At 53.0% G+C, this 21163-nt stretch carries 19 protein-coding genes; 9 read left to right on the top strand and 10 right to left on the bottom strand.

Features of this window, described 5'->3' with window-relative positions; genetic code table 11:
* Nucleotides 1–65: 65 nt before the first annotated feature.
* A complete protein-coding gene (locus tag AC2FLG_RS16845; protein WP_496707194.1) occupies nt 66–869 on the bottom strand; it encodes a glycoside hydrolase family 25 protein in 804 nt (267 codons plus the stop codon).
* A gap of 381 nt (nt 870–1250) precedes the next feature.
* Between AC2FLG_RS16845 and rplS the strand changes: the two genes are divergently transcribed.
* Both rplS and rpmE read left to right on the top strand, forming a co-directional pair.
* The gene (gene rplS / locus AC2FLG_RS16840) at nt 1251–1634 is read left to right on the top strand and encodes a 50S ribosomal protein L19 (protein WP_142639138.1); all 384 of its coding nucleotides are present in this window, start codon (nt 1251–1253) and stop codon (nt 1632–1634) included.
* Between the two features lie 11 nt (nt 1635–1645).
* Nucleotides 1646–1867: a 50S ribosomal protein L31 gene (gene rpmE / locus AC2FLG_RS16835; protein WP_142639136.1), complete on the top strand. Its 222-nt coding sequence runs from the start codon at nt 1646–1648 to the stop codon at nt 1865–1867.
* A gap of 106 nt (nt 1868–1973) precedes the next feature.
* Here the strand turns inward: rpmE and AC2FLG_RS16830 are convergent, their stop codons facing one another.
* Together AC2FLG_RS16830 and AC2FLG_RS16825 are read right to left on the bottom strand one after the other, a co-directional pair.
* A complete protein-coding gene (locus AC2FLG_RS16830; RefSeq protein ID WP_496707191.1) occupies nt 1974–3560 on the bottom strand; it encodes an MFS transporter in 1587 nt (528 codons plus the stop codon).
* Nucleotides 3561–3639: 79 nt separating this feature from the next.
* Entirely contained in the window at nt 3640–4527 is an 888-nt protein-coding gene (locus tag AC2FLG_RS16825) for an AEC family transporter (RefSeq protein ID WP_496707189.1), read from the bottom strand.
* 211 nt (nt 4528–4738) lie between these two features.
* On the opposite strand from AC2FLG_RS16825, the gene AC2FLG_RS16820 reads away from it, so the two are divergent.
* A complete protein-coding gene (locus tag AC2FLG_RS16820) occupies nt 4739–5548 on the top strand; it encodes a division plane positioning ATPase MipZ (RefSeq protein ID WP_142639130.1) in 810 nt (269 codons plus the stop codon).
* A 99-nt stretch (nt 5549–5647) separates the two neighbouring features.
* Here AC2FLG_RS16820 and AC2FLG_RS16815 read toward each other — a convergent pair whose 3' ends face one another.
* The 4 genes from AC2FLG_RS16815 to AC2FLG_RS16800 all read right to left on the bottom strand — a co-directional run bounded on the left by AC2FLG_RS16815 (nt 5648) and on the right by AC2FLG_RS16800 (nt 7676).
* Nucleotides 5648–6271 (bottom strand): putative glycolipid-binding domain-containing protein, encoded by a 624-nt coding sequence (locus tag AC2FLG_RS16815; protein WP_496707187.1) that lies wholly within the window; start codon nt 6269–6271, stop codon nt 5648–5650.
* A gap of 72 nt (nt 6272–6343) precedes the next feature.
* A complete protein-coding gene (locus AC2FLG_RS16810; RefSeq protein WP_496707185.1) occupies nt 6344–6967 on the bottom strand; it encodes a class I SAM-dependent methyltransferase in 624 nt (207 codons plus the stop codon).
* Between the two features lie 37 nt (nt 6968–7004).
* Nucleotides 7005–7223: a helix-turn-helix transcriptional regulator gene (locus tag AC2FLG_RS16805; protein WP_425595609.1), complete on the bottom strand. Its 219-nt coding sequence runs from the start codon at nt 7221–7223 to the stop codon at nt 7005–7007.
* A 3-nt stretch (nt 7224–7226) separates the two neighbouring features.
* On the bottom strand, nt 7227–7676 hold the full coding sequence (locus AC2FLG_RS16800) for a hypothetical protein (protein WP_271951474.1): 450 nt from the start codon (nt 7674–7676) through the stop codon (nt 7227–7229).
* A 1000-nt stretch (nt 7677–8676) separates the two neighbouring features.
* Here AC2FLG_RS16800 and AC2FLG_RS16795 point away from each other — a divergent pair.
* From AC2FLG_RS16795 to AC2FLG_RS16785, 3 genes are all read left to right on the top strand, one after another.
* Nucleotides 8677–10191, top strand: coding sequence for a phosphate ABC transporter substrate-binding/OmpA family protein (locus AC2FLG_RS16795; protein ID WP_496707183.1), 1515 nt, complete (start codon nt 8677–8679; stop codon nt 10189–10191).
* Nucleotides 10192–10285: 94 nt separating this feature from the next.
* Nucleotides 10286–11308, top strand: coding sequence for a hypothetical protein (locus AC2FLG_RS16790; RefSeq protein WP_496707181.1), 1023 nt, complete (start codon nt 10286–10288; stop codon nt 11306–11308).
* A gap of 298 nt (nt 11309–11606) precedes the next feature.
* The gene (locus AC2FLG_RS16785) at nt 11607–13883 is read left to right on the top strand and encodes a serine/threonine protein kinase (RefSeq protein WP_496707179.1); all 2277 of its coding nucleotides are present in this window, start codon (nt 11607–11609) and stop codon (nt 13881–13883) included.
* A 403-nt stretch (nt 13884–14286) separates the two neighbouring features.
* Here the strand turns inward: AC2FLG_RS16785 and AC2FLG_RS16780 are convergent, their stop codons facing one another.
* Nucleotides 14287–15381 carry a helix-turn-helix transcriptional regulator gene (locus AC2FLG_RS16780; protein WP_496707177.1) on the bottom strand — a complete coding sequence of 365 codons (1095 nt, stop codon included), beginning with the start codon at nt 15379–15381 and terminating at the stop codon, nt 14287–14289.
* 208 nt (nt 15382–15589) lie between these two features.
* On the opposite strand from AC2FLG_RS16780, the gene AC2FLG_RS16775 reads away from it, so the two are divergent.
* Nucleotides 15590–16540, top strand: coding sequence for an alpha/beta hydrolase family protein (locus AC2FLG_RS16775; RefSeq protein WP_496707174.1), 951 nt, complete (start codon nt 15590–15592; stop codon nt 16538–16540).
* 73 nt (nt 16541–16613) lie between these two features.
* Here AC2FLG_RS16775 and AC2FLG_RS16770 read toward each other — a convergent pair whose 3' ends face one another.
* Complete coding sequence (locus AC2FLG_RS16770) at nt 16614–18155, bottom strand: ankyrin repeat domain-containing protein (RefSeq protein ID WP_496707171.1); 1542 nt, start codon at nt 18153–18155, stop codon at nt 16614–16616.
* A gap of 861 nt (nt 18156–19016) precedes the next feature.
* Between AC2FLG_RS16770 and AC2FLG_RS16765 the strand changes: the two genes are divergently transcribed.
* A complete protein-coding gene (locus tag AC2FLG_RS16765) occupies nt 19017–19514 on the top strand; it encodes a hypothetical protein (RefSeq protein WP_496707169.1) in 498 nt (165 codons plus the stop codon).
* An 8-nt stretch (nt 19515–19522) separates the two neighbouring features.
* Nucleotides 19523–20197 carry a sensor histidine kinase gene (locus AC2FLG_RS16760; RefSeq protein WP_496707165.1) on the top strand — a complete coding sequence of 225 codons (675 nt, stop codon included), beginning with the start codon at nt 19523–19525 and terminating at the stop codon, nt 20195–20197.
* Nucleotides 20198–20418: 221 nt separating this feature from the next.
* Here AC2FLG_RS16760 and AC2FLG_RS16755 read toward each other — a convergent pair whose 3' ends face one another.
* The gene (locus AC2FLG_RS16755; protein ID WP_496692155.1) at nt 20419–21090 is read right to left on the bottom strand and encodes a response regulator transcription factor; all 672 of its coding nucleotides are present in this window, start codon (nt 21088–21090) and stop codon (nt 20419–20421) included.
* Nucleotides 21091–21163: the final 73 nt, after the last annotated feature.

The following is a 21163-nucleotide window of genomic DNA, read 5'->3' as shown; positions in this document are numbered from 1 at the left end:
CGCGAATGCAGGCTTGATCACTTCGTCGTGGGCGACACCATCGAAACCTATGGGGTGCCCAAAGTCTAAGGGCTACCAGATTTCCAGCGCGCCCAGATTTCCGGTGGCCCGTTGAAGACATTGATATCAACCCTCCCCTGAACACCGGGCACCAGCCCGGTGCCGGTGTATTGCCAGAGCCGCCACACCGCTTTGGGATACACATTTCGCGGATGACCGGCGACCGAACGCAACCAGAACTCGGTCTTGGGCAGCCGCCCGATATTCGTATCACCATAGAAATCCACCGTCGTATAGACGATCGGACGGCGCCCATAGTGGCGTTCGAGGATATCCAGGAACCGTTGAGCCTCGGCCCGGACCGTCGCACCATCGGGGCGCAGGGTGCAGGTCTTAGAATGCGGGGTCCACTCCATGTCCAGCACATGTGGCAGATCCGATCCCTTGGGTACGTTCTGGATGAACCAGCGGGCCTGTTCCCGCGCCGACCGGCAGAAATAGTAGTAATGATATGCCCCCCACGGCACACCTGCTGCCCGCGCACCTTGCCGATGGCTGGCAAACATGGGGTCGGCCACATCGCCCCCTTCGGTCGCTTTGATAAAGACGAAACTAACGCCTGACTGCTTGGCGGTGCGCCAGTCTATCGCTCCTTGCCAGCGCGATACGTCCAGCCCGTGCACCGGGTAATGCCCCGGATGTCTCCCTTCCCATTCGTGGGGGTCTGCATCTGCAAAGGCTGGGAAGATCACAGCGGGCGGCGTAGCATCTGGAAACGACTGGGCCTCGACCAGTTGCGGCGGCGGGCTGCTGCGACCGCAGGACAGGGTCGCAAAGGCTATGACGGCGAGCATCAATGCTGTGCGCATGATCTAATCCTGTATCAAATGACTGCTCTTATAATTACATCCAGTTTGCCTGATCAGCCCCGCAAGGCAATGGTTCTGTTTGCGTGCGGCGGAAACCCACCGTTTTCCCCGCCTTGCGTCGCGATTTAGGCTTGATCCCTGCCCCCGATGCCCGTAAATGACCGCAATCCGGTGCCGCAACTTCGCGACTCCGGTGTTTTGGTTTGCATCATGTCGTGACGCCCAGCTTTCTTCAGCCACGGCGCGGCGGGCAGGCCAGAGACCAAGTGAACATTCGATCTGACCTCTGGCGGGCTGTACGCAGGACCCGGTGAAGACCAAGAGCTCTCAGGCCGTGCCCAAACTTCGTGGACCAACCACGAGCAGATAGGAGAACCTGCGATGGACCTGATCGCACAGCTTGAGGCGGAACAGATTGCCGCCCTGGGGAAAGACATCCCCGATTTCAAAGCCGGTGACACCATTCGTGTCGGCTTTAAAGTGACCGAAGGGTCGCGCACCCGTGTTCAGAACTACGAAGGCGTCTGCATCGCCCGTAAAGGTGGCAACACCATCGCCGGTGCGTTCACCGTGCGCAAGATTTCCTTTGGTGAAGGCGTGGAGCGTGTGTTCCCGCTGTATTCAACCAATATCGACAGCATCACCGTTGTCCGCCGTGGCCGCGTTCGTCGCGCCAAACTGTACTATCTGCGCACTCGTCGCGGTAAATCCGCACGTATCGCAGAGGTCACCAACTACAAGCCCAAAGCTGGCGCCGAAGCGTAAGGAACGGAAAGATGAAAAAAGACATCCATCCCGATTATCACGTCATCGACGTCAAAATGACCGATGGCACCATAGTTCAGATGAAATCCACCTGGGGCTCCGAAGGCGATCAGCTGGCTCTGGAAATCGACCCCTCCGTGCACCCCGCATGGACCGGTGGCGGCGCGCGTCTGATGGACGCCGGTGGCCGTGTGTCGAAGTTCAAAAAGAAATACGAAGGTCTGGGCTTCTAAGCCTGACCCGTTTCGAATGCGAAAGGCCGCCCCTCTGGGCGGCCTTTTTCGTTTTACCCGAAACCTCTGACACCGCCCTGGCAAGAAACGCGTCAGGATCAATCCCTCAGGGTTTCGTCGCGCGTGTCAGATCCGCCGCGCTGTGCACCGGGGGCACAGGGCCGCGCAGCAACATCAACCCCAGCGTCACGCCGATCAGCGCCGCAATCGCCGTCACCATCATGGCGCTGTCAAATGCGTTGTCCTGCAGGTCGCGCAAGGCCTTTGCCAGAGCACTTCCCGATGTTGGATCCATGCCTGCGATCAACTGCTGGATCTGACTGGGCGTTCCGTGGGTCAGCGCATGGGCCAGATCTTCGCGCGGGGTCGAGCCAGCCGGAAGCGCGTCAATCACTTCGGTCAGACCCCGGCGCGAAGTGATGGCCTCGGCCAGGCCGCAGACCACAGCCCCCAGCGTGGCCCCGAAGTATAGACAGGCATTGATCACACCTGACCCCTGCCCTACATGCTCGTCCGGCAAAAGCCGCAACCCAAGACGCGGCAGCAGCGAAAAACAGATGCCAAGGCCAATGCCGACGATCATCAATTTCCACCATATCTGCGCATATTGAGTGGGCACTGTGATCGTGGTCAGCAACAAAAACCCAACCGCCATAGCACTCAGCCCAATCACTACGGGCCACTGAAAGCTGTAGGGCGCCAGAAACCGGGGCGCGATGACCGAGACCGCGAACATGCTCAGGCTCAGCGGCATAATCGCCAGCCCTGCCCCGATGGACGTGTAGCCGAAGGTATCCGGCGATTGGACGAAGGTGTTGAAATAGACGAAAAAGCCAAACAGCATAAAGCCGGTTAGGAACATCCCCGCCGCCGCCATGAAATAGCGTGGATGGAGGAAATAGCGCAGTTCGACCAACGGATCTTTACTGCGGCGCGAAGCCAGCACAAGGCCGACCATGGCCAGCATGGCCACACCCAACGGCACCAGCGTCAACGGTGCCCACCATCCACCACTTTCCCCATTGCTCAGCGCAAATGATAGCGGCCCCAGAAACAGCACAAGAGCCACAGCGCCGAGATAATCGAACCGGGCACCGGCCAGTCGCGTGTTCGGTACATAGTTCCGTTTTCTCACGGTCAAGCCAATGATAAACGCGGTGGTCAGCAGGATCAGATCGGTGGCGAATACGGCTCTCCAACTGATGTAATGGGCGAATGCGCCGCCAAGGATAGGGCCGATCCCGATCGACAGTCCGACGATGGCGCCCCATGCTCCGGTAACGCTGGCGCGTTTTTCCTCCGGGGTCGCTGCAGTCAACAAGGGCAACGACGTGCCAAACAGCGCTGCGGCCCCTGCCCCCTGCGCCCCACGGCCAAACAGCATCATCGCCCCGTCCTGCGCGAACAAGGCCGAGGCAGAGCCTATGGCAAAAACGATCATGCCAACCAGAAACACGCCCAGCTTGCCCGTGATATCACCCAGCCGACTGATAATCGTCACCAGCGTGGCACTGACCACGGTATAAATGGCCATAACCCATTGCAGGTCCGAAGGCGACAGATCGAACTCATTCTTAAGATCAGGCAGGATGGTCGCAACCGCCGTGGAGTTAAAGCCTACAACAACCATGCAAATCGCCGTCATGACCAATACAACGCGTGCGCCGACATCAGATGAATTCGTTTGTAACATCAAATACGTCCTAAAATACGGGCGGCGACTATGGAGCGCCACACCGACAGCTTAGCAGGAATGTGCAAACCGCCTAGCCTTAGATCCAGTAGGACAGCGCCAGCGGCAAAGCGATGATCGTTGTCAGGGTCGAAACCAGTATGAACCCGGCAACATCGGGGCCGTATTCCGGCACATGCTGGTCTATGAACAAATAGGTCGCCACCGAAGACGGCATCAAACAGCACAGGATCACCGCGCCGCGCTCTGCGCCGGTAAAGCCGAAGGCCCAGACCAACCCGCTGGCGATTGCAACTGCCATCACCAGGTGCAAAGCGGTCAGCATCACCGCACGCCCAAGGCGGTTGACCCGAAGGCTGGCCAATGTGTGGCCCAAAGTCAGCAGCATCAGCGGGATGGAAAGCCCACCCAGGATATCGAATGACTTCGCAACAGGCTGAGGCAGGCTATAGCCGCTGGCCATCAGCACCAGCGATAGGACCACCGCATATATGATCGGCGAGGTGGCGAGCTTTCTGGGCGAAAACTCTTTGGCTGGTATCCACATCCCTGCAGTGAAAATGCTGACAAGAACGACCACTACAAATGCCATCGTATAGGCCATCCCCGCATCGCCTAACGCAAGCAAGGTGATTGGCAATCCGATATTGCCCACATTCCCATGCATCAGAGGCGTCAGAAAGGCCCGCACCGGCAGGCGCATAACCTTCAGCGCCGCAAATCCCAGAACACCAAACCCGGCAATCGCCAAAACCGCAGCGGACATCACGTCCAGAAACGTTCCAACAGCGATCTTTGTGGCCGACAGATGCGAGATGATCAGTGTGGGATATCCAACCCGCGAAACGATCGCGCCAATGACCTTGTTGTCAAAGGGCGTTTTGGTCAACGCCAGTGCATACCCAGCCCCGGCACAGATCAGCACCGGCAACACCACATTCAGTACGTTCAGAAACAGATGCTCCAAGCCATGTCTTTCTCACAGTCCTTAAGCCTGGAGATTGAAACATAGTCCCGGCTTTCGCAAGTCAGCGGCCTGTGGGCAGGCTGAGATTTCCGCAACACCGCCTTTTTATGCCGCCATACATTGTTTCGGGTTCTTCCCTTCCCGCTTTCCACAACATATAGTGGCCTGCAACAACGTGTACGCAAACACGGTGAGACTTGGGAATACAGGCATGGCACATATTATCGTAGTGGGGAACGAGAAGGGCGGCGCGGGCAAATCGACTGTGTCGATGCATGTGGCCACCGCACTCGCCCGCCTGGGTCACAAGGTCAGCACCCTGGATCTGGACCTGCGGCAACGCAGCTTGGGACGGTATTTCGAGAACCGGAATAGCTTTCTGAAAAGCGCGGACCTGACCCTTCCCAGCCCCCGCCACCATGACCTGCCCGAAATTGACGCAAGCACGCTGAAACCCGGCGAGAACATCTATGACCACCGCCTGTCAGCAGCCGTGTCCGAGCTGGAAAGCGATAGCGATTTCATCCTGATCGACTGCCCCGGCTCTCATACCCGTCTCAGCCAGGTGGCGCATTCGCTGGCTGATACGCTGATCACTCCGCTGAACGACAGTTTTATCGATTTTGACCTGCTAGCACGCATCGATTCAAAGGGTGAGAAAATCCTGGGCCCGTCGGTCTATTCCGAGATGGTCTGGAACGCCCGACAGCTGCGCGCGCAAGCCGGCCTGAAGCCCATCGACTGGGTCGTAGTGCGCAACCGCGTCGGCACCCAACGCATGGTCAACAAGGAAAAGATGCAGCGCGCGATCGAGATGCTGTCGCAGCGGATCGGCTTCCGGGTTGCTTCGGGCTTTTCCGAACGCGTTATTTTCCGAGAGCTGTTCCCGCGCGGGCTGACCCTATTGGACCTCAAGGATATCGGGATCAAACAGCTGAACATTTCGAACATCGCAGCACGTCAGGAATTGCGCGACATGATGAAAGAGCTGAACCTGCCGGGTGTTGAGATCGATTTTTAGAGGCTTTTTACGACGGGTAGACGGACTATACTGCCGCTCACCTGGAAAAACGAAAGTCCGTTTCTGGCAATCGTTTTAGCTTCAGAGCCCTTGTTGGGCCTAAGCTATCACTGCTTTCCAAAACTCAGGGTAAACTCGAACGAAACCAAATTCATCGACAGTCAAATTTGCTTCGTATCCACTATTGATCGAAGTGTACCTATAGGTATTCTCGTTCAGCCGCTCATATCGTTGCTTCAGCGGTTTGAATGTCCAGGTTTCATCATCCAACCAAACAGCAGTGAACTCTGCCTGATCTCCAATCCCAAGCTGGAGTCGCTTGATCGCATTCGTGTTCGTGGCCGGTGTAAACCCAAGATCGATGTCGAGCAATTCATCAACAGCATCCACAACTTTGTCATTCGAGGTCCATGTACCATCGTCTTGCTTCACTAAAACAAGATCAACCCTATCTGCCCCAATCCAACGCTGTACGGTGGCGGCGCTACACTCCCATTCGTCATTACAGGTCACGGAATAAGCTATTCTGACGGGAGAATTTTCAACTACGTAGACAGCCATGCCCGAGATTACGCGAGACGTTCCGTTACGGTTAACCGAACAGGCTTCTGTGCCCACGACATCAATCCGTCGCCACATTGTACTTCGCATCATCGCCTCAACCATCGCTATTGCTTTGCTTGCCCCATAGCGGACATTCATGCGTGTTTCAGCATAGGTCAATCAGGGCTCTCTCCAGCCGTTCTCTGCGGCGTGCGTGAACGGCAGGGTCGGTGTTGTCAGATGTCAAACGAACTAACCGCTGTTCCTTGCGATGATGAAAGCAGTCGAACCCGTTTCGGGACGCCACTTTTGTTCAATTTCGAACCCATGAGCTTGCATACGCTCAACAAGGATTTCTTGCGTCAGGACGCGGATCTTGGGCAATAGGCCGATGGTCCCGAGAGCTGGTATGACGTACTTCTCGAGACCTTCCAGGCAGACCGTCGAGCTGAAGAACAGGCCACCTTCCTTCAAGGAACTACGAACACGGTCCAGTGTCGCGTCAAGATCCAGTACCAAGTGCAGGATCGACATAGCCAGTACGGCATCATACTGTTGACCCTTCGCTGGAATAGGCCAGCACTCGAACGCGCTAACTTCAAAGTTGATGTTCTTGCTGCCCTGCGCGTCGGCTTTTTCCCGGGCGATTGAGATCATTTCGGATGAATAGTCGATGGCGTCGATATGGGCGACTTTTGGGGCGTGAATGAGCGCTGTCGTACCTGTGCCACAACCAAATTCCAGGACACGATCTTGGGGGGACAGGTGTCTTGCAGTGATGTCCAGTTTGTATTCATACGCGGCTTGGTTTTGGACCGGACGGCGGGCATAGGATCTCGCCATCAGATTCCAGAACCGGGTGGGTTTGATGAACATATCTAATCCTTTGGTAGGGTGCAGCAGACGCGATGATTTAGCTGGCGTCTTGGATGTCGAAGACTTTTTCGAGGGGCTTGTCGAATACACGAGAAATCAAGATCGCCAGTTCGAGCGTTGGCGAATACTTGGCGTTTTCAATGGCAACGATGGTTTGTCGGGTGACTCCAACCTTTTCGGCGAGTTCTTTTTGCGTCATTTCATCTGCGTCAAAGCGTAGACGTCTAATGTTGTTGGAGATCCTGAGCTTGCCCATGGATCAATACCCCCGCCGATAGCTAGCAAATTTGACAATATCTGCTGACAGGGATCCGAAAGCCATTCCGAAATAGATGATGTTGAAGCCGGTGAGCGCTGATGCGTTGAGAGCCATAGCGACGACAGCTGAGACAAAACCCGCACCCGCGAAGATAATGATGGCGTAGCTGCCACGGCGCTCGAACATCTTGTCACGTTCATCAACGACGAAGCTGGGTTTGGGTTCGTGAGTAACAATCGCAAACCCAATGTTGAACAGTATGGTGCCGATGATGGTGGCCACGACGCCCAAGGGGATCAGCCAGATCACCATGCGGGCCCAGTTGTTTACAGCGTCTGGGCCATCAAACAATCCAGAGGCATTCATATCCAGAAGCCGTGAAACAACAAATGCACTAACGGCGAGGTTCACGAAGATCGAGACGACCGTATTGCGATCTTGGTAGGTCATTTCTGAAATCCCTATTGGACAGAACACTTCTAGTGAGTCGATTATTACTTACATCTTGTATGAAATATTATACCCAATGTCAAAAATAATATACTTCAATATCGAAGCGTAGTTGCAGCTTATGCTCGATGATGGGCATCTACCCTTCAACTGGAGTGCTGCGCGTTTGCGACTGGCCCAAAGGTTGTGTCGCCAACTTTTCGAAGACTAGAACCAGCGTTATGCTAGACCCAATTATCCTGCGATCTCAGCAAACATCCGAAAGCCAGAGGTTGTATTACTAGAGAATTGTTTCTTCCGGATCATGTTGACTACCTCAATGCCATCCAGTGTGGCTGAAGCTGATCTAAATGGCTTGAACCCACACATGTGCCGTACGCGTCATCTAAAGTTTGCGACACAACCCCTTCGCTTCAGCAGCGGCTACTTTGGATGACATCGAAGTCCCTCACATAATCCGCAAGGGGCAATTCACACCCGGATTCTGTCCGTTTCGGCAGATCGCCGAGCTCGCGCCTAACTCACGAGCGATTGCTGAAACCGCTCGGCAGGTTCAGAACTTTGTAACAGAACCGTTCGAGTGCTCGAAATAGTTAAGAATCACCTGGGTCAAAGGCTGCGAATGCGTGGCAAGAAAGGTATGAGGTTCGTTCTGGGAAATCTCAGGGAAAACCTGAGCCCCTAAAATCGCGACTCAATTCGACGTTGAATCGCGTCAGCTTCGGATACAAGCTAAGAAAGAGCGCCAACTGTGGTCAGAATCTGCCTCAAACGTGTCCATAAGTGGGGGGAAGCAAGGCAATTTTATGTATCCCCGCTGCAGCCTTGACTAAACTTCCCGGGTACCGCTACGTCATTAAGAAATTATGAAGGTTGTATCAGTTTTTGCGAAACAACCTTGAGTAAAACGAGAATCAATAATCAGAAGTTTGAGGTTAGGAAAATGTTAAATCGGGTCCTGAAAACTACCTCTGGTGCGTTGATGTTGTCCGTCGCGACCATGGCAAACGCTGAAACTGTTCAATTGAACAGTTTAGACGGCGGAATGACTCTGACCGGAGAGCTAATAGATTTTGATGGCGCCAATTACGAACTCCGAACGGTGGTTGGTACAATCACGGTTGACGCTTTCAAAGTTGAATGCATTGGCGAAGCCTGCCCCAGTCGGAACGATGGTCCGGTCGAATATGGCATTTCTGGTTCTTCTCGCCTGGTCGATGTCTTATTCGCTGATCTTACGACGCAATTCGGTGAAGAGATTGGCGGCACTGCTTTGCGCTCTGAGGAAGAAGGTGTCGATAAGCTACTGCTCCGTAACGAACTAGGCGAGTTTTTGGCCGAAGTCTCCTTGATGGGTGGTGACTCCGCAGACGGGATCAAACAACTGGTCGATGGAAACTCAGCACTGGCTGTGACCACACGCCCTGTTCAACCCGACGAGCTGGCGAGCGCATCGCAGGCTGGACTCGGGGACATCACCACGAGTGAAAACGAGAAAATTTTTGCGCTGGACGGTCTAGTTGTTATTACATCGCAAAGTAACCAACTGCGGGCAGTCGCCGAACAGGATCTAGCGCGAATATTTTCCGGAGCCATTTCCAACTGGAGCCAGATTGGTGGGCCCGATGCCCCGATCCAGCTTTACATGCGAGTGCCAGAAAGCGGAACTGCGTTGGTTTTCAATGACCTGATCATGAACCCCGTGGGCGCAACATACGCGAGCGATACAAGCTTTTTCGAAACAGATACGGAATTGGCTGCAGCAGTTGCTTCTGATCCGCTTGGCATCGGAATTACCAGCCTCGCAAGTGCTGATGAGGCCAAGGTTCTTGCAATTCGCGGTGTTTGTGGAATTCAGGTTCCAGCGACACCTTTCACCATCAAGACAGAAGAATACCCGCTTAGCCGACGCTTGTATGCATATACCGGCAAAACTGCGCCAGCACAGTTGAACCGCTTCATGCAATTCCTCGAAAGCGAAAAGGCGCAAGAGACAATTGATGCTTCGGGCTTTGTGTCACTTGGGGAATCCCTGCAAGGCCCCAATGAGCAGGGACTACGCTATCTTGGTGCAGTTATGCCAACCGATGCAGAGGTTACTCTGAAACAGTTGCAGGAAATGTCGGCTGAGCTGTCCGGTGCCGACCGTAGTTCTATAACCTTTCGGTTTGCATTCGGATCCTCTCGCCTGGATACGCGGGCACAGGACGACATAAGGCGCCTTGCTTCATTGCTTGCCAAGGAAGAAACCACAAACAAAGAACTTCTTTTGATCGGATACACAGACTCTGTCGGTGCTGGCGGATCCAACCGGTCACTCAGTCAGCAGCGTGCCAAACAAGTTAGCAATGCGTTGCTACAAGCAGCGCCTACCAACAGCCTGGACGGGTTAACCATCCGAACTCTGGGTTATGGTGAGATCTCGCCGCTAAGTTGCAACGACACTGAGAATGGTCGCCGTATCAACCGCCGAGTGGAAGTCTGGTTGCGAGACGTTGTCACCACATCCCAGTAGCGAAGCGCCAACTCAGCTTCGGAACGGGAATACAACGGTCAGTGACCAAGACGATAATTCAATGGAGTAACGTCGTATGAGAATGCTCGCAGTATTGGCCAATGTTTTCCTACTGCAATTGTCAGGGGCGGCTGTCGCGCAGGAAGACCCATACAAAACCGCAGTAGACACCTGGCTCAATGGTAGCGAGGCCGTAGGCCTGCAAGGTTTGTCGGAAGCTGCCAGTCAGGGGAACACGTCGGCGCAAATGATCCTTGGTCAGATCGATCGCGATACTGTACCTGGAGGATTTTCCGATTACTTGATCAATCATCAGGCACGAGACCAGCTTCTTCGTGCACCGGATCCCGATAAGGGAACCGTAAACTGGTTGCTTGCTCTGAGCAATCCTGCCCTACAAAAACACGGCGAGGCCATCTTTGGATATCGGGTTGGTCGTCAGCCAATCAGCAATGCGATAGCACTGCAAACTCATGGTGAGATTGAAGGCGCCGAGTATGTACTGTGGAATACACTGAATAACGGCCGTTTTGATCTGATCAATTCCATGCCTTCAGAAAACTACGGCCTGTCCGAAGCCGGTTTTCTCAAGTGGATCGAAGCTTATATGGCGCGGGAAAACAAGGCGATCACGATGCGGGCCTTTGTGGAAGAATCCAATCCCAAACGTGTTTCGGGGTTGTTGGGTCTCAAACGACTGGCACGGCTGTTGAACCTCAATCAGCATTTTTCCGACGAAGCCAACCAGTTCACGACAGTGATGCTGGGCCGGGGCTCGGACTTGCCTGAAAGTGTCGATTTGGTTCGCTTGAACGAAAGCATTTCCCGCATCAGTGAAACCGATAAATACTTGAACATCGTAAAACGCTACTGCGACTCATGCGAAGGTGAAACAGTAGACTACGATTGCGTGGTTCAGGCTCTGGAAATCATAGGTGGCTACAAGACGCTGATGTCCATCCGCACCCCAGTTGAGGGGTCAATTGACCAGGCTACATTCATGAATTCTAATCGTGCGGTCGAAATCTTCGCGCAGTTGGTAAACAACATGCGCCGCCACTACTCTCGTGGCATTCGATCGTCTTGCATTGCCGCTAATCTGAAAGCCAAGATCTAACATATAGCTAAAACAAGGTTTGATTGAGATTATCACATGTTTGAAGGCGTCGTGAACCTTTGCAAAATAGCTTAACCGTTCAATGGTTCCGGTTCCGGTAAAGCAAAAGTAAAACGTTTGTATGTACTGACTTCCTACGCTGACCAACTTGGATCGAACAGTGTGCATACTGGAAATCACGAAACAAACGGACTCGCGTAAAGAGTGTGTATAACTGAGAAACGTTTTGTGATTGGAAATTGAATAATTCCTGATGTGCAAGGGACGATAACGGACGGGACGAGGCATGGGCAACGTAATGAAACTAGTAACGACTGGTGATGAAGATACGGGTCAGATGATCGGAGCCTCTTCCGCAGACGACCTCCCTGCAGGCGCCCGGTTGTTGCATGGTCAGTACAAAATTGACCACTACCTGAACAGCGGCGGCTTCGGCATTACCTATCTGGCCAATGACAGTCTCAACCGCAAGGTGGTCATCAAAGAGTGTTTTCCAGCCATGTTCGCGCGCCGACAGAATCTGCTGGTGAAGGCTCGTGTGCAAAAACACAAAGAAGATCTTCGCCAGATTGTGCGGCACTTCATCAACGAAGCCCAGCGCCTGGCAACTATGGATCACCCCAATATCGTTGGTGTGCACCAAGTCTTTGAGGACAATGACACCGCCTATATGGCACTGGACTTCGTTGAAGGCCCTGACCTTTTGGACGCAATCGACGACGCTGAAACCCAGCTGGACGAAGCCGATGTCATGTCGATCCTGCGGCAGATTCTGGATGCGGTCGCATTTATGCACAAGCAAGGGATGTTGCATCGGGACATATCGCCTGACAACATTCTGGTCGGACCCAACAAGATACCTGTATTGATTGATTTTGGTGCTGCGCGTGAGCAAAATAGGAAAACAAACCGTGTTTTGTCTGCCTTACGCGCAGTCAAGGATGGCTATTCCCCACAGGAATTTTATGTCACTGACGGCGTGCAAGGGCCGTTTAGCGACCTCTATTCCTTGGCGGCAACATTCTATCATGTGATCACCGGAGAGCGCGCGCCAGACAGCCAGACTCGGGTCTCTGCGATTGCCGAGCAAAAGCCTGATCCATGCAAACCTTTGCAGGGGCGCTTTGATAAGTATGATGACGTCTTTCTCGAAGCGCTCGACAAGGCTATGTCGGCGATGCCAAAGGATCGCTTTCAAACCGCTGATGAGTGGCTCGAGGCGATAGATCACTTGACCGAACCGACCGCCGTTGAACAGGATGTTAGAGTTGCGGTCTCTTCATCCGGCGGAATCAACCGTGCCGCAATAACCGGCGGGCTGCTGGCATTTGGAGTTGTAGGTGCCGTAGTCGGCGTGCTGGCCATCGGAGCATTTTCACCATCCTCCGAGCCACAAGCAACGCAAGAGGACGTTTTGGCTGCCGAAGCTGAAGCCCGCGCCCAAGCTGAGATCGAAGCAGCGGCGACAGCAGAAGCAATCGCAGATGCCACCGCACGGGTCGCAGAAGCCGAGGCACGATTGGCCCAAGCCGAAGCCCGCGCGCAGGCAGAGACCATAGCGCGTGCTGAGGCCGAAGCCGCAGCTCAGGCAGCGGCTCAGGCCGAAGCCGAAGCCCGCGCCAAAGCGGCAACCGAATCGGAAGCTCGTGCACAGGCTGAGGCCGAAGCGGCTGCCCAGGCAGCTGCCCAAGCCGAAGCCGAAGCACGTGCCAAAGCCGCTGTCGAGGCAGAAGCACGCGCGCAAGCCGAGGTTGAAGCGGCCGCCAAAGCCGCTGCAGAGGCAGAAGCGCGCGCGCAGGCCGAAGTCGAAGCGGCAGCCAAAGCCGCAGCAGAAGCGCAAGCCCGAGCACAGGCTGAGATCGAAGCAGTCGCAATGGCGATGGCAGAGGCAGAATCGCGCGCGCAGGCTAACGATGAAGTTGCTGCTAAAGTGAGCACTGGCGACACAGATCAGGCGAATGTCGAAGCTGATACTACCACTCAAATCGTTCAGGATTTAGGGCCGACTTCAGTGAAGTCTGAATGGAAGATTCTTTTGCCTTTTGTAGCGTCGGCGGATAGTCCCGATACTGTGGAATACGTCGCTAGCGAGGCCCCGGTTTGGGTTCACGCGGGGCTGCGTATTGACTCTGTCAATGGGATTGAAATCAATGATCTGAACTCCATCGCTGCCGTTCTACTTCAATCTGGGGCTACTCCTTCACAAGAGGGAACCATGGATGTGACCATCGGGCTTTCTAACACAAGAGACGGTGTCGAAGTGCGGGACGTTACACTTGGTGTCGTACAAGACACGACCTTGTCGAATGGCGTCGTTTTTCAAACTCAATATGCAGAGAATGGAAAATGGGTTACGAGCGTGGCTCATGTCCCAGAAGATGTAGGCCCAGGCACAACTCTGAAACCGAACGACCAGCTGACAGCATATTTTCCGACAGATGAAAATATCGATGGGCAAGATACGATTGCTGATCTTCTGCGAGCAGGTTTGAATGACGGCCAGACTGACTTCAAGTTCACGGTCAGGAGAGGCACTTCTTTGTGGCTGGCGGACTTGCACTACGTGGGCAAGTAAAAGAGAGATCATGGCTGAACGCAGTGTGCGAGTTGACCACGCCACATTGAATAGGTGGGTTGTGAAAAAGCATAAACTGGTTCTAGTCTTTCGAAATGTTTGCGACACATCTGTCTGGGCGTTCGTCACAGACGAAGAAAACGAAACCGGTATGTTTCATTTCACCGTATATGGAGAAAGTGAGCCAAAGCTCTCTGAACAAGTCGGTGTTCTGAGCAGCGGAATGCTTACCAGCCTTGCAATGAGCAAGCTATGCGGTTCCATTCGCGATTGGCGCGAAGTCCTAGCCTGTTGTCGGCACATTCATTCACTGAGATTGTGACTTTGCTAACGCAGCATGAAGGCTGCGCCACGGACGCGGCTTCGAGCCGAGACTACTGTCATTCGATTTGTGACCAAGTATTTACGCCGAGTGTGAATGCTTGGAATTTTGCGGATTATGGTCGTCGAATTGTGGTTTCTCTTTTGAATTTCGAAGTGCGCGGTACTCGATAGGCGTTTGTCCGTAGACCCGTTGGAATGCACGATAGAAGTTGGAGCGTGCCAAAAACCCTGATTGAGAAGCGATGTTGGCAACGCTTTCATTAGTTTCTGCAAGCAACCGGGCCGCATGAGCCAAACGGAACTCGTTCACGTATTGCGACATGTTGGTTCCTTGAGTTCTGTTGACAGCAGACGACACAGTGCGGGCCGGAAGGCTTAAGCGCTTGGCAAGTCGTTGGACGGTTATGTTGGGGTCCAAAAAAAGCTGTTGTTCATCCATCAATGCCTGCAGTCGTTCTAGGACTTTCGCATCTTCAGTATTGGATACTGGCGCTGCGTATGACACCGCGTTGGCTTTGGAAAACATCACTGGGAGCGCGATTGACGTCGCAAGAAGAAGAAAGATCAACGGAACAGTTCCGTAAGAAATCAGCATTGAGGCATTGGCGCCCTTGTTGAATGCAAAGTCGATTGCGATCGCGCTATCCAAAACCAGTACAAAGACGAGAAATCCAATGCCGCGTAAAAGCCAGTTGGAAAGCGCCTGGGTGACATCGACCCGTGCTTGACTCAGTGCGTCAGGCCCCTTCCGCCAAAGTAAGAAGAGAGCGACGCAATAATACGAATAGCTGGCACTGATTACCCAATCCATGCTTCTCAAGTCACTGGCCAAGAGCAGATACAACCCGATCAAAATGAAAGGCGCACTTAGGTGCATCATGACGATCTTGGCGACGTCGTGTCTTTCGACAACCAACGATGCAAAGCTCAGATACAAGAGCGGCCCGAGGACCAAGGGCAACGTGCGTTGCAGCGGGATCAACTCCTCGACTCCGTAGCCAAATCGCAGACCGACCAACAGGGATGAGAAGGCGCCCAACCCAAAGAAGGCCGAGAACAACATGTTGGCCAGACGAAAGCCCAGATCCAACCGCCAGGCCAGCATGGTAAGCACAACGCAAAGCAATGCTGTCGCCAGCGGCAAGGGGAAACTGATCAACCCGGGGCTGTCCATTTGTCCTCTTTCTATCGAGACCTGTCCTCAATCAGGATCAAGGACAGGTATAGGCAGTGCAAAGCATTGTTTCAAATAAACCTACGGCTCAGCTTTGACGTATCTTGAACGATGATCGGAGCTTTCGATGAGACAATCTTCTTACCTTCTTGCAGGATTCTTAGCTATGTGCGCAGCCACGGCATTTGCCCAGCCCTATCGGGCTGCAATGACAGAACTCAATGTCGCCGACGTTGAGGGAGAACGCGATCTGTCCGGATTTATTTGGTATCCAACAGATGCAACTGGGCCAGAAACTTACGACTTCGAAAGTGAAGTGTGGGCTGGGACGAAGGTTGTGAAAGATGCTGCGCCAGTGACCAGCCGGTTCCCACTTGTCGTCTTATCTCATGGTATGTTTGGCAACGCCTACAATCAGGCATGGCTTGCCGGTGCGCTGGCACGGCGCGGATACATCGTGGCCGCCATCAGCCATCCTGGTACGTCAACCTGGTCTCGCGATCCCGATCTAACGCGGCAACTGTGGGAGCGGCCAAAGGACATTTCCCGTGTCATTGACCATGCAACCGGTTCGTCTGATTTTGCGAGGTATGTCGATACAGACAGAATCTATATGGCGGGACACTCACTGGGTGGCTTTACGGCTGTTGCCCTTGCCGGCGCGCGGTACGACGCGGCTGGGTTAAATCGGTTTTGCGACACTCAGCCAGACGAACTGGCTTGTGGCATCCTTTCGGGTTGGAAAATCGCGCAAACACCTGAAGATCGCGCTCAGATGGAAGCTGACCTGTCTGATCCTCGGATCAAGGCATTTGCAGTTTTTGATCTTGGCGGAACACAGAGCTTTTCCGAAGCGAGCCTTCGGAAAATTGACCGACCGATATTGGTCTTTGGGGCGCCGATCATGAATTCTGGTCTGACCCTCGACATTGAATCCCGTGCCCTGATTGCCGCGTTACCCACGCAGAATGCACGCTATATCGAGCCCGAGACGCTATCGCATTTTGACTTCCTGGGTCGCTGCAAGCCCGGAGGCTACGAACTGCTCGCAAGAGAAGAACCGGGAGACGAAATCATCTGCTCAAATGGCGGCACAGCGCGTGCTGCCAAGCATGAGATGATCATCGACGCTGTTACGGATTTCTTTTCGAATTCATAACCATGCGGAGGCGGAATGGTATGGTGAATCCGGCCTTCCGCCTTCGCCTCCTGTCATGATCGCATAAACCAGTTTAGGCGATACCACCGTCGACAACTTGCTCGGGATATAGCTCCGCCCAATCTGACAAAAACTCGGATACGGCATCTTGGCTTGCCAGTTCTATGGCACGGCGCGGAAGAGCGACGCCTTCCCGCAATGCCAGACACAGGCACCGAGTATAGTCGCGGTCTAATCTCTGCGGGCAGTTCTCTGACCCATGAATAACTGTGGACAGAAGTGTTCCTCCATAGCCGTTCACATGTGTCAGGTCTGGCTTTAACGACAGAAGGTACTCCATGACGTCTGGCAAGCCCTCCCATCCGGCAACCTGCACCGGTGTCAATCCTTCGGTATCTGGAAGGTCATATTCAACTCCTACGGCGACCAGTCGTCGAACGTGATCCAGTTTTCCCGGGATGTGCAATATCATTCGAATGATATTGCGGTAAGCGTCAGGTATCTTGTCTGGGTCAAGGTTGCATGGCGGCTGAACGCCATCGGCAACGGCACTCAATGTAGTTTCGATTTCACTCAAGGTCGTATCTGCGCCGCGCTCTTCGAGCATCCTCGCCAAACTGACATTTCCAAATACCCGCGCATAAGCATAGGGCGTAGTGTTTTCAAAGGGCCGATTCAGATCGGCTCCATTTTCAAGAAGAAGCTCGACCATATCTGGCGTGGCCATCCTTCGCGCCGCCTGGTGTAGCGCAGGGACGACCCACGGTGCCTCGCCGCCAACATGCGTCCCGTCAAATTCATCTACTTTAGCCCCGTGGTCGAGAAGCATCTGAACCGCCGTTGTGTCATGGAAGTCCATCGCGCGCAGCAATGCGTTTGTCCCCTTCGGGTCGGCGCCATGATCCAGAAGCAGTTGCAATCCCTTATGATGACCCAGCTCGGTTGAGTGATAAAGGCTCTCGCCGTCGTTCGGATTTGCGCCGTTCTCCAGCAGCCATTGCCCAAGAACCATATTGTCCGAATGGCCTATGGCGAAGTAGAGCGGTGATAGCTTGTAGTCGTTGCCATGGTAGACCGGCGCACCAAGATCAACATCAGCACCGGATTCCAAAAGGGCCTTTGCGATATCAAGCATGTCATTGGCCAGCCCGGATGCGCGATGAATCCACTTGGACCGGGCGAGGATCGTCAAAGGCGGCGCCAGATCGCCAATAAACTGGGTCGCCAGTTTCGGCGTTTGGTTGAGAAATTCCAACACATCCGACTTGCGATAAAGGGCCAGACACAGCCCGAAATCTCCGTCAGCCAGATCGGGCGCGTCAGCCAGAAGTTGATCAACAGCCGTAAAATGACCCTGAGCGAGAGCCAGTTTCAGGCGCTGCCGTTTGGCGGCTTTGTCCATGCCTAGTAGTTCGGCTGCGAACTTTAAGGCAGGCCAGGTCGGAAAACTGTTCTCGCACGCAATTACGTGCAAATAGTCCGAGTGCCTGAGTGCTGTTGCCTCCGGTCGAGGTGGATAGTTTGCGATGCGTTGACGGGCGCGTAATTCGCCTGCTTCATAGGCTTTGCGAAGTGCTTTGGCATCGCGGCGCAATTGGTCCAGGGATTTTGCCATCGGTGTCCTCACTTTTGGCTCGATGGTCCGCTGAATCCGAGCATGAGACATACCGAAATAAGGCTGTCGTATTGTTGATAGAGATGCCGATGACAGCTTTCCGCGGACCTGGAGGCTTTCCCTAGAAGCATTCCTATCATAACCATCCGAAGCAGCACCCGCAAGATCGGCTTGAGTGGATGACACTGATGCGAATGACCGCAAAACGAAGGCCGCGGCCTGCAACGAGACCCAAGAAACAGATGCTGCACTCTGCACGAAGGTCGGTAATGTGCACACAGTTGCCAATTAGGAACTGTTGTTCATCTCGTTCTGAACCACGTCGGCGTCTGAATGCTCGCAGGGCCAGTTAACGAGTCATTTGCGCCTTAGACTTCACTTCACACCAACGAAAAACAAATCCTTACAAATTTTTAAGATGTCTGAAAGGTCAGTTAAAACTCCCGGTATTCTACGGACAGCTTAGTTGATTAGTAACGAGGCGAGGGTCTTGTGCTGAGTTCTGTTTTACCCGTTTTGGCTGGCGTTCTTTTTGAAATTGGGCATCTGTGGCCGGCATTCTTTCTGGGCCCCGAAAGTGTTTTGGCTTTTTCAACCAACACTGCCCAATACTTAGTCTTTGCCTGCATTGCAGCACTGGTTTTTTTGCACAGAGGCCACAATCTCTCTCGCAACCTAAGTACATCAGTTCTGAAAGTGACATCTGATCCCAAGTGTCACACCCATCGGAGGACCAACGCCCTCCCTGGTTTGGATGACAGATTAATTGATCAGCTGTTTCTTCATGCCCAAGCAGTTCGAAGTGACAGACATACAGGTCGACATTGTACCTCCACAATCACAGCGAGAATTAGATAGAAAATGTCGAAATCCAAAGGTGACGCCACCTCTGTGCTGGCCAGATTTAACGAAAGATTTGGCCTGATTCAAAAACACGTCATCACCATTCCGCCCGCAAACAACAAAGCCCGCCCGGACAATCGTGCATTTGGTGCAGGTCAGACCAACTATTCCAAGGCCAAAAAGGAGCCAAACATGTCATTGGACATTTCTAAACTAAGTGAAATCAAAGGTCTTCTGGGGGCGTGCCTCGTCGACAGCGATACCGGTCTTGTTTTAGGCACAGAGGGCGGTTCCAAGTTTGATCTTGATACCGCAGGCGCCGCGAATGTTGAAGTTGTCCGCGCTAAGCTGCAGGCAATCGAAGCTTTGAAACTCAACGATACCATCGAAGACATTCTGATTACACTTGGCAAACAGTTTCATCTGGTTCGCCCACTGGACAAAAACCCAAACATTTTTGTGTATGTCGCGTTGGACAAGAAGGCCGCCAATCTGGGTCTCATCTCGACAAACTGACGGCTTTGATGTCAACGACCCGATCAGCCGCTGCAGCAATTGCGCATGATCTGAAAAGCCCGCTCACTCATGCTTATATAGCACTTCAGAAAGCGAAGGATTCTCTACAATCGGAAGGTCGATCCTTAGAACCGATTGACCAAATTCAATCTGAACTTGATCGTCTCAAATGGACCTTCCAAACAGCTTTGAGGATCGACCGTATTGAAGAAGGAGGCGGCCCCAAAGCGTTCAGCTATCTGGATTTAAATAGATTGGGTAGAGAAACAGTTGAAAACATGATTCCACTTGCGGAAGTTAAGGACCAAAGTCTTATTTTTGTGGATAACCAATCAGGGCGTACACTAATCGAAGGTGATGAAGGTATGTTGAAACAGCTCTGTGCAAACCTTCTGCAGAACTCAATTGATCATTGTCCGGATCATTCCAGGATTCTCCTGACTGTTGAACAAGAAGAAAGCACCATTACGCTCTCGGTTATTGACGATGGCCCTGGTGTTCCCGAAAACACACTGGGCAAGCTATTTGTTCCTTTCTATAAGTTAGAAAGTGAACGAACCAGTGTTGGGAATGGATTGGGTTTGGCGCTGGTGAAGGCTCTAGCAGATCATCATTCGGCGCTCTTAGCGGCGACAAACAACTCACCTGGGTTGACTGTTTCAATTAAATTCGAAATTGCATAGCGGCTTTAATTGAGACCTTGGCTCACACAGATGTAAAGCGTCTTGTTGGCATTGGTCGGCATGCTGAATTCTCTTACACAAAGTGGGCAAGAAAGTTTCTTGAGTGTTTTCTTCTCAAATCCTGAGATCGCTCAAGAGCCGGAGCAAAGCTATTCAACCTTGCGCAATATCTAGGCCTCTTTAATGAAGGTACATCTTCGACTGATCCACAAACGAAGTATTCAGCTCATGCGGTATCCGACGTTTCTGAGGGTCACGATCCTCTGACCATCTGCACCGATCTTGCGTCTGAGGCGCCCGACATAGACATCTACAACATTGGTCAATGGATCTTCATTCATTCCCCAAACTGAATTCAGAATCCGCTCTCTTGATAATACGCGCCCAACATTGGTCAAAAACAAAAGGAGAAGGTCGCGCTCTTTCTTCGACAGCTGGATTTCTTGACCTTCGACAGCGACCTGAAGGGATTGCTTGTCAAATGTAAGTGCTCCGCATGTAATCACCGTGTTGCTGAGATTATTTGCATAGCTGTTGGCGCGGCGGTGCAACGCTTCTATCCGAGCGATGAGTTCGTCGAAATCAAAGGGTTTAGGAAGATAGTCGTCTGCACCAATCTTCAATCCTTCTACCCGTTCCTCAGGGCTATCCAAGGCGGTCAACATCAGGATAGGGATCTTTGACTTTCGGGCACGTAGCTTGCGACAAACATCTTGTCCCTGAATTCCCGGCAACATCAGATCCAACAAGATAATATCATAATTGCCGGATGCTACGTGCTCCAAAGCATCTTCCCCGCTTGGTGCATGATCTATGGACCAACCTTCAGCAGACAATCCGCGGCGTATGAAGTCAGCTACGCGTGTTTCGTCCTCGACAAGTAGAATATTCATAGTGTGCCTCAGTTTTCTCTCTGTCTGAAACCATGTATGGCAAAGCTGCGTGAGGTTTTATGGTTTTGCAATT

Source organism: Ruegeria sp. CDSA193 (assembly GCF_059611885.1).
This window is presented reverse-complemented; position numbering and strand designations above follow the sequence as displayed.

Coding starts and splice junctions, on each gene's coding strand:
- AC2FLG_RS16845 (WP_496707194.1), bottom strand. CDS start 869: ATGCGCACAGCATTGATGCTCGCCGTCATAGCCTTTGCGACCCTGTCC.
- rplS (WP_142639138.1), top strand. CDS start 1,251: ATGGACCTGATCGCACAGCTTGAGGCGGAACAGATTGCCGCCCTGGGG.
- rpmE (WP_142639136.1), top strand. CDS start 1,646: ATGAAAAAAGACATCCATCCCGATTATCACGTCATCGACGTCAAAATG.
- AC2FLG_RS16830 (WP_496707191.1), bottom strand. CDS start 3,560: ATGTTACAAACGAATTCATCTGATGTCGGCGCACGCGTTGTATTGGTC.
- AC2FLG_RS16820 (WP_142639130.1), top strand. CDS start 4,739: ATGGCACATATTATCGTAGTGGGGAACGAGAAGGGCGGCGCGGGCAAA.
- AC2FLG_RS16810 (WP_496707185.1), bottom strand. CDS start 6,967: ATGTTCATCAAACCCACCCGGTTCTGGAATCTGATGGCGAGATCCTAT.
- AC2FLG_RS16805 (WP_425595609.1), bottom strand. CDS start 7,223: ATGGGCAAGCTCAGGATCTCCAACAACATTAGACGTCTACGCTTTGAC.
- AC2FLG_RS16800 (WP_271951474.1), bottom strand. CDS start 7,676: ATGACCTACCAAGATCGCAATACGGTCGTCTCGATCTTCGTGAACCTC.
- AC2FLG_RS16795 (WP_496707183.1), top strand. CDS start 8,677: ATGGCAAACGCTGAAACTGTTCAATTGAACAGTTTAGACGGCGGAATG.
- AC2FLG_RS16785 (WP_496707179.1), top strand. CDS start 11,607: ATGAAACTAGTAACGACTGGTGATGAAGATACGGGTCAGATGATCGGA.
- AC2FLG_RS16780 (WP_496707177.1), bottom strand. CDS start 15,381: ATGGACAGCCCCGGGTTGATCAGTTTCCCCTTGCCGCTGGCGACAGCA.
- AC2FLG_RS16775 (WP_496707174.1), top strand. CDS start 15,590: ATGACAGAACTCAATGTCGCCGACGTTGAGGGAGAACGCGATCTGTCC.
- AC2FLG_RS16770 (WP_496707171.1), bottom strand. CDS start 18,155: ATGGCAAAATCCCTGGACCAATTGCGCCGCGATGCCAAAGCACTTCGC.
- AC2FLG_RS16765 (WP_496707169.1), top strand. CDS start 19,017: ATGTCGAAATCCAAAGGTGACGCCACCTCTGTGCTGGCCAGATTTAAC.
- AC2FLG_RS16760 (WP_496707165.1), top strand. CDS start 19,523: ATGTCAACGACCCGATCAGCCGCTGCAGCAATTGCGCATGATCTGAAA.
- AC2FLG_RS16755 (WP_496692155.1), bottom strand. CDS start 21,090: ATGAATATTCTACTTGTCGAGGACGAAACACGCGTAGCTGACTTCATA.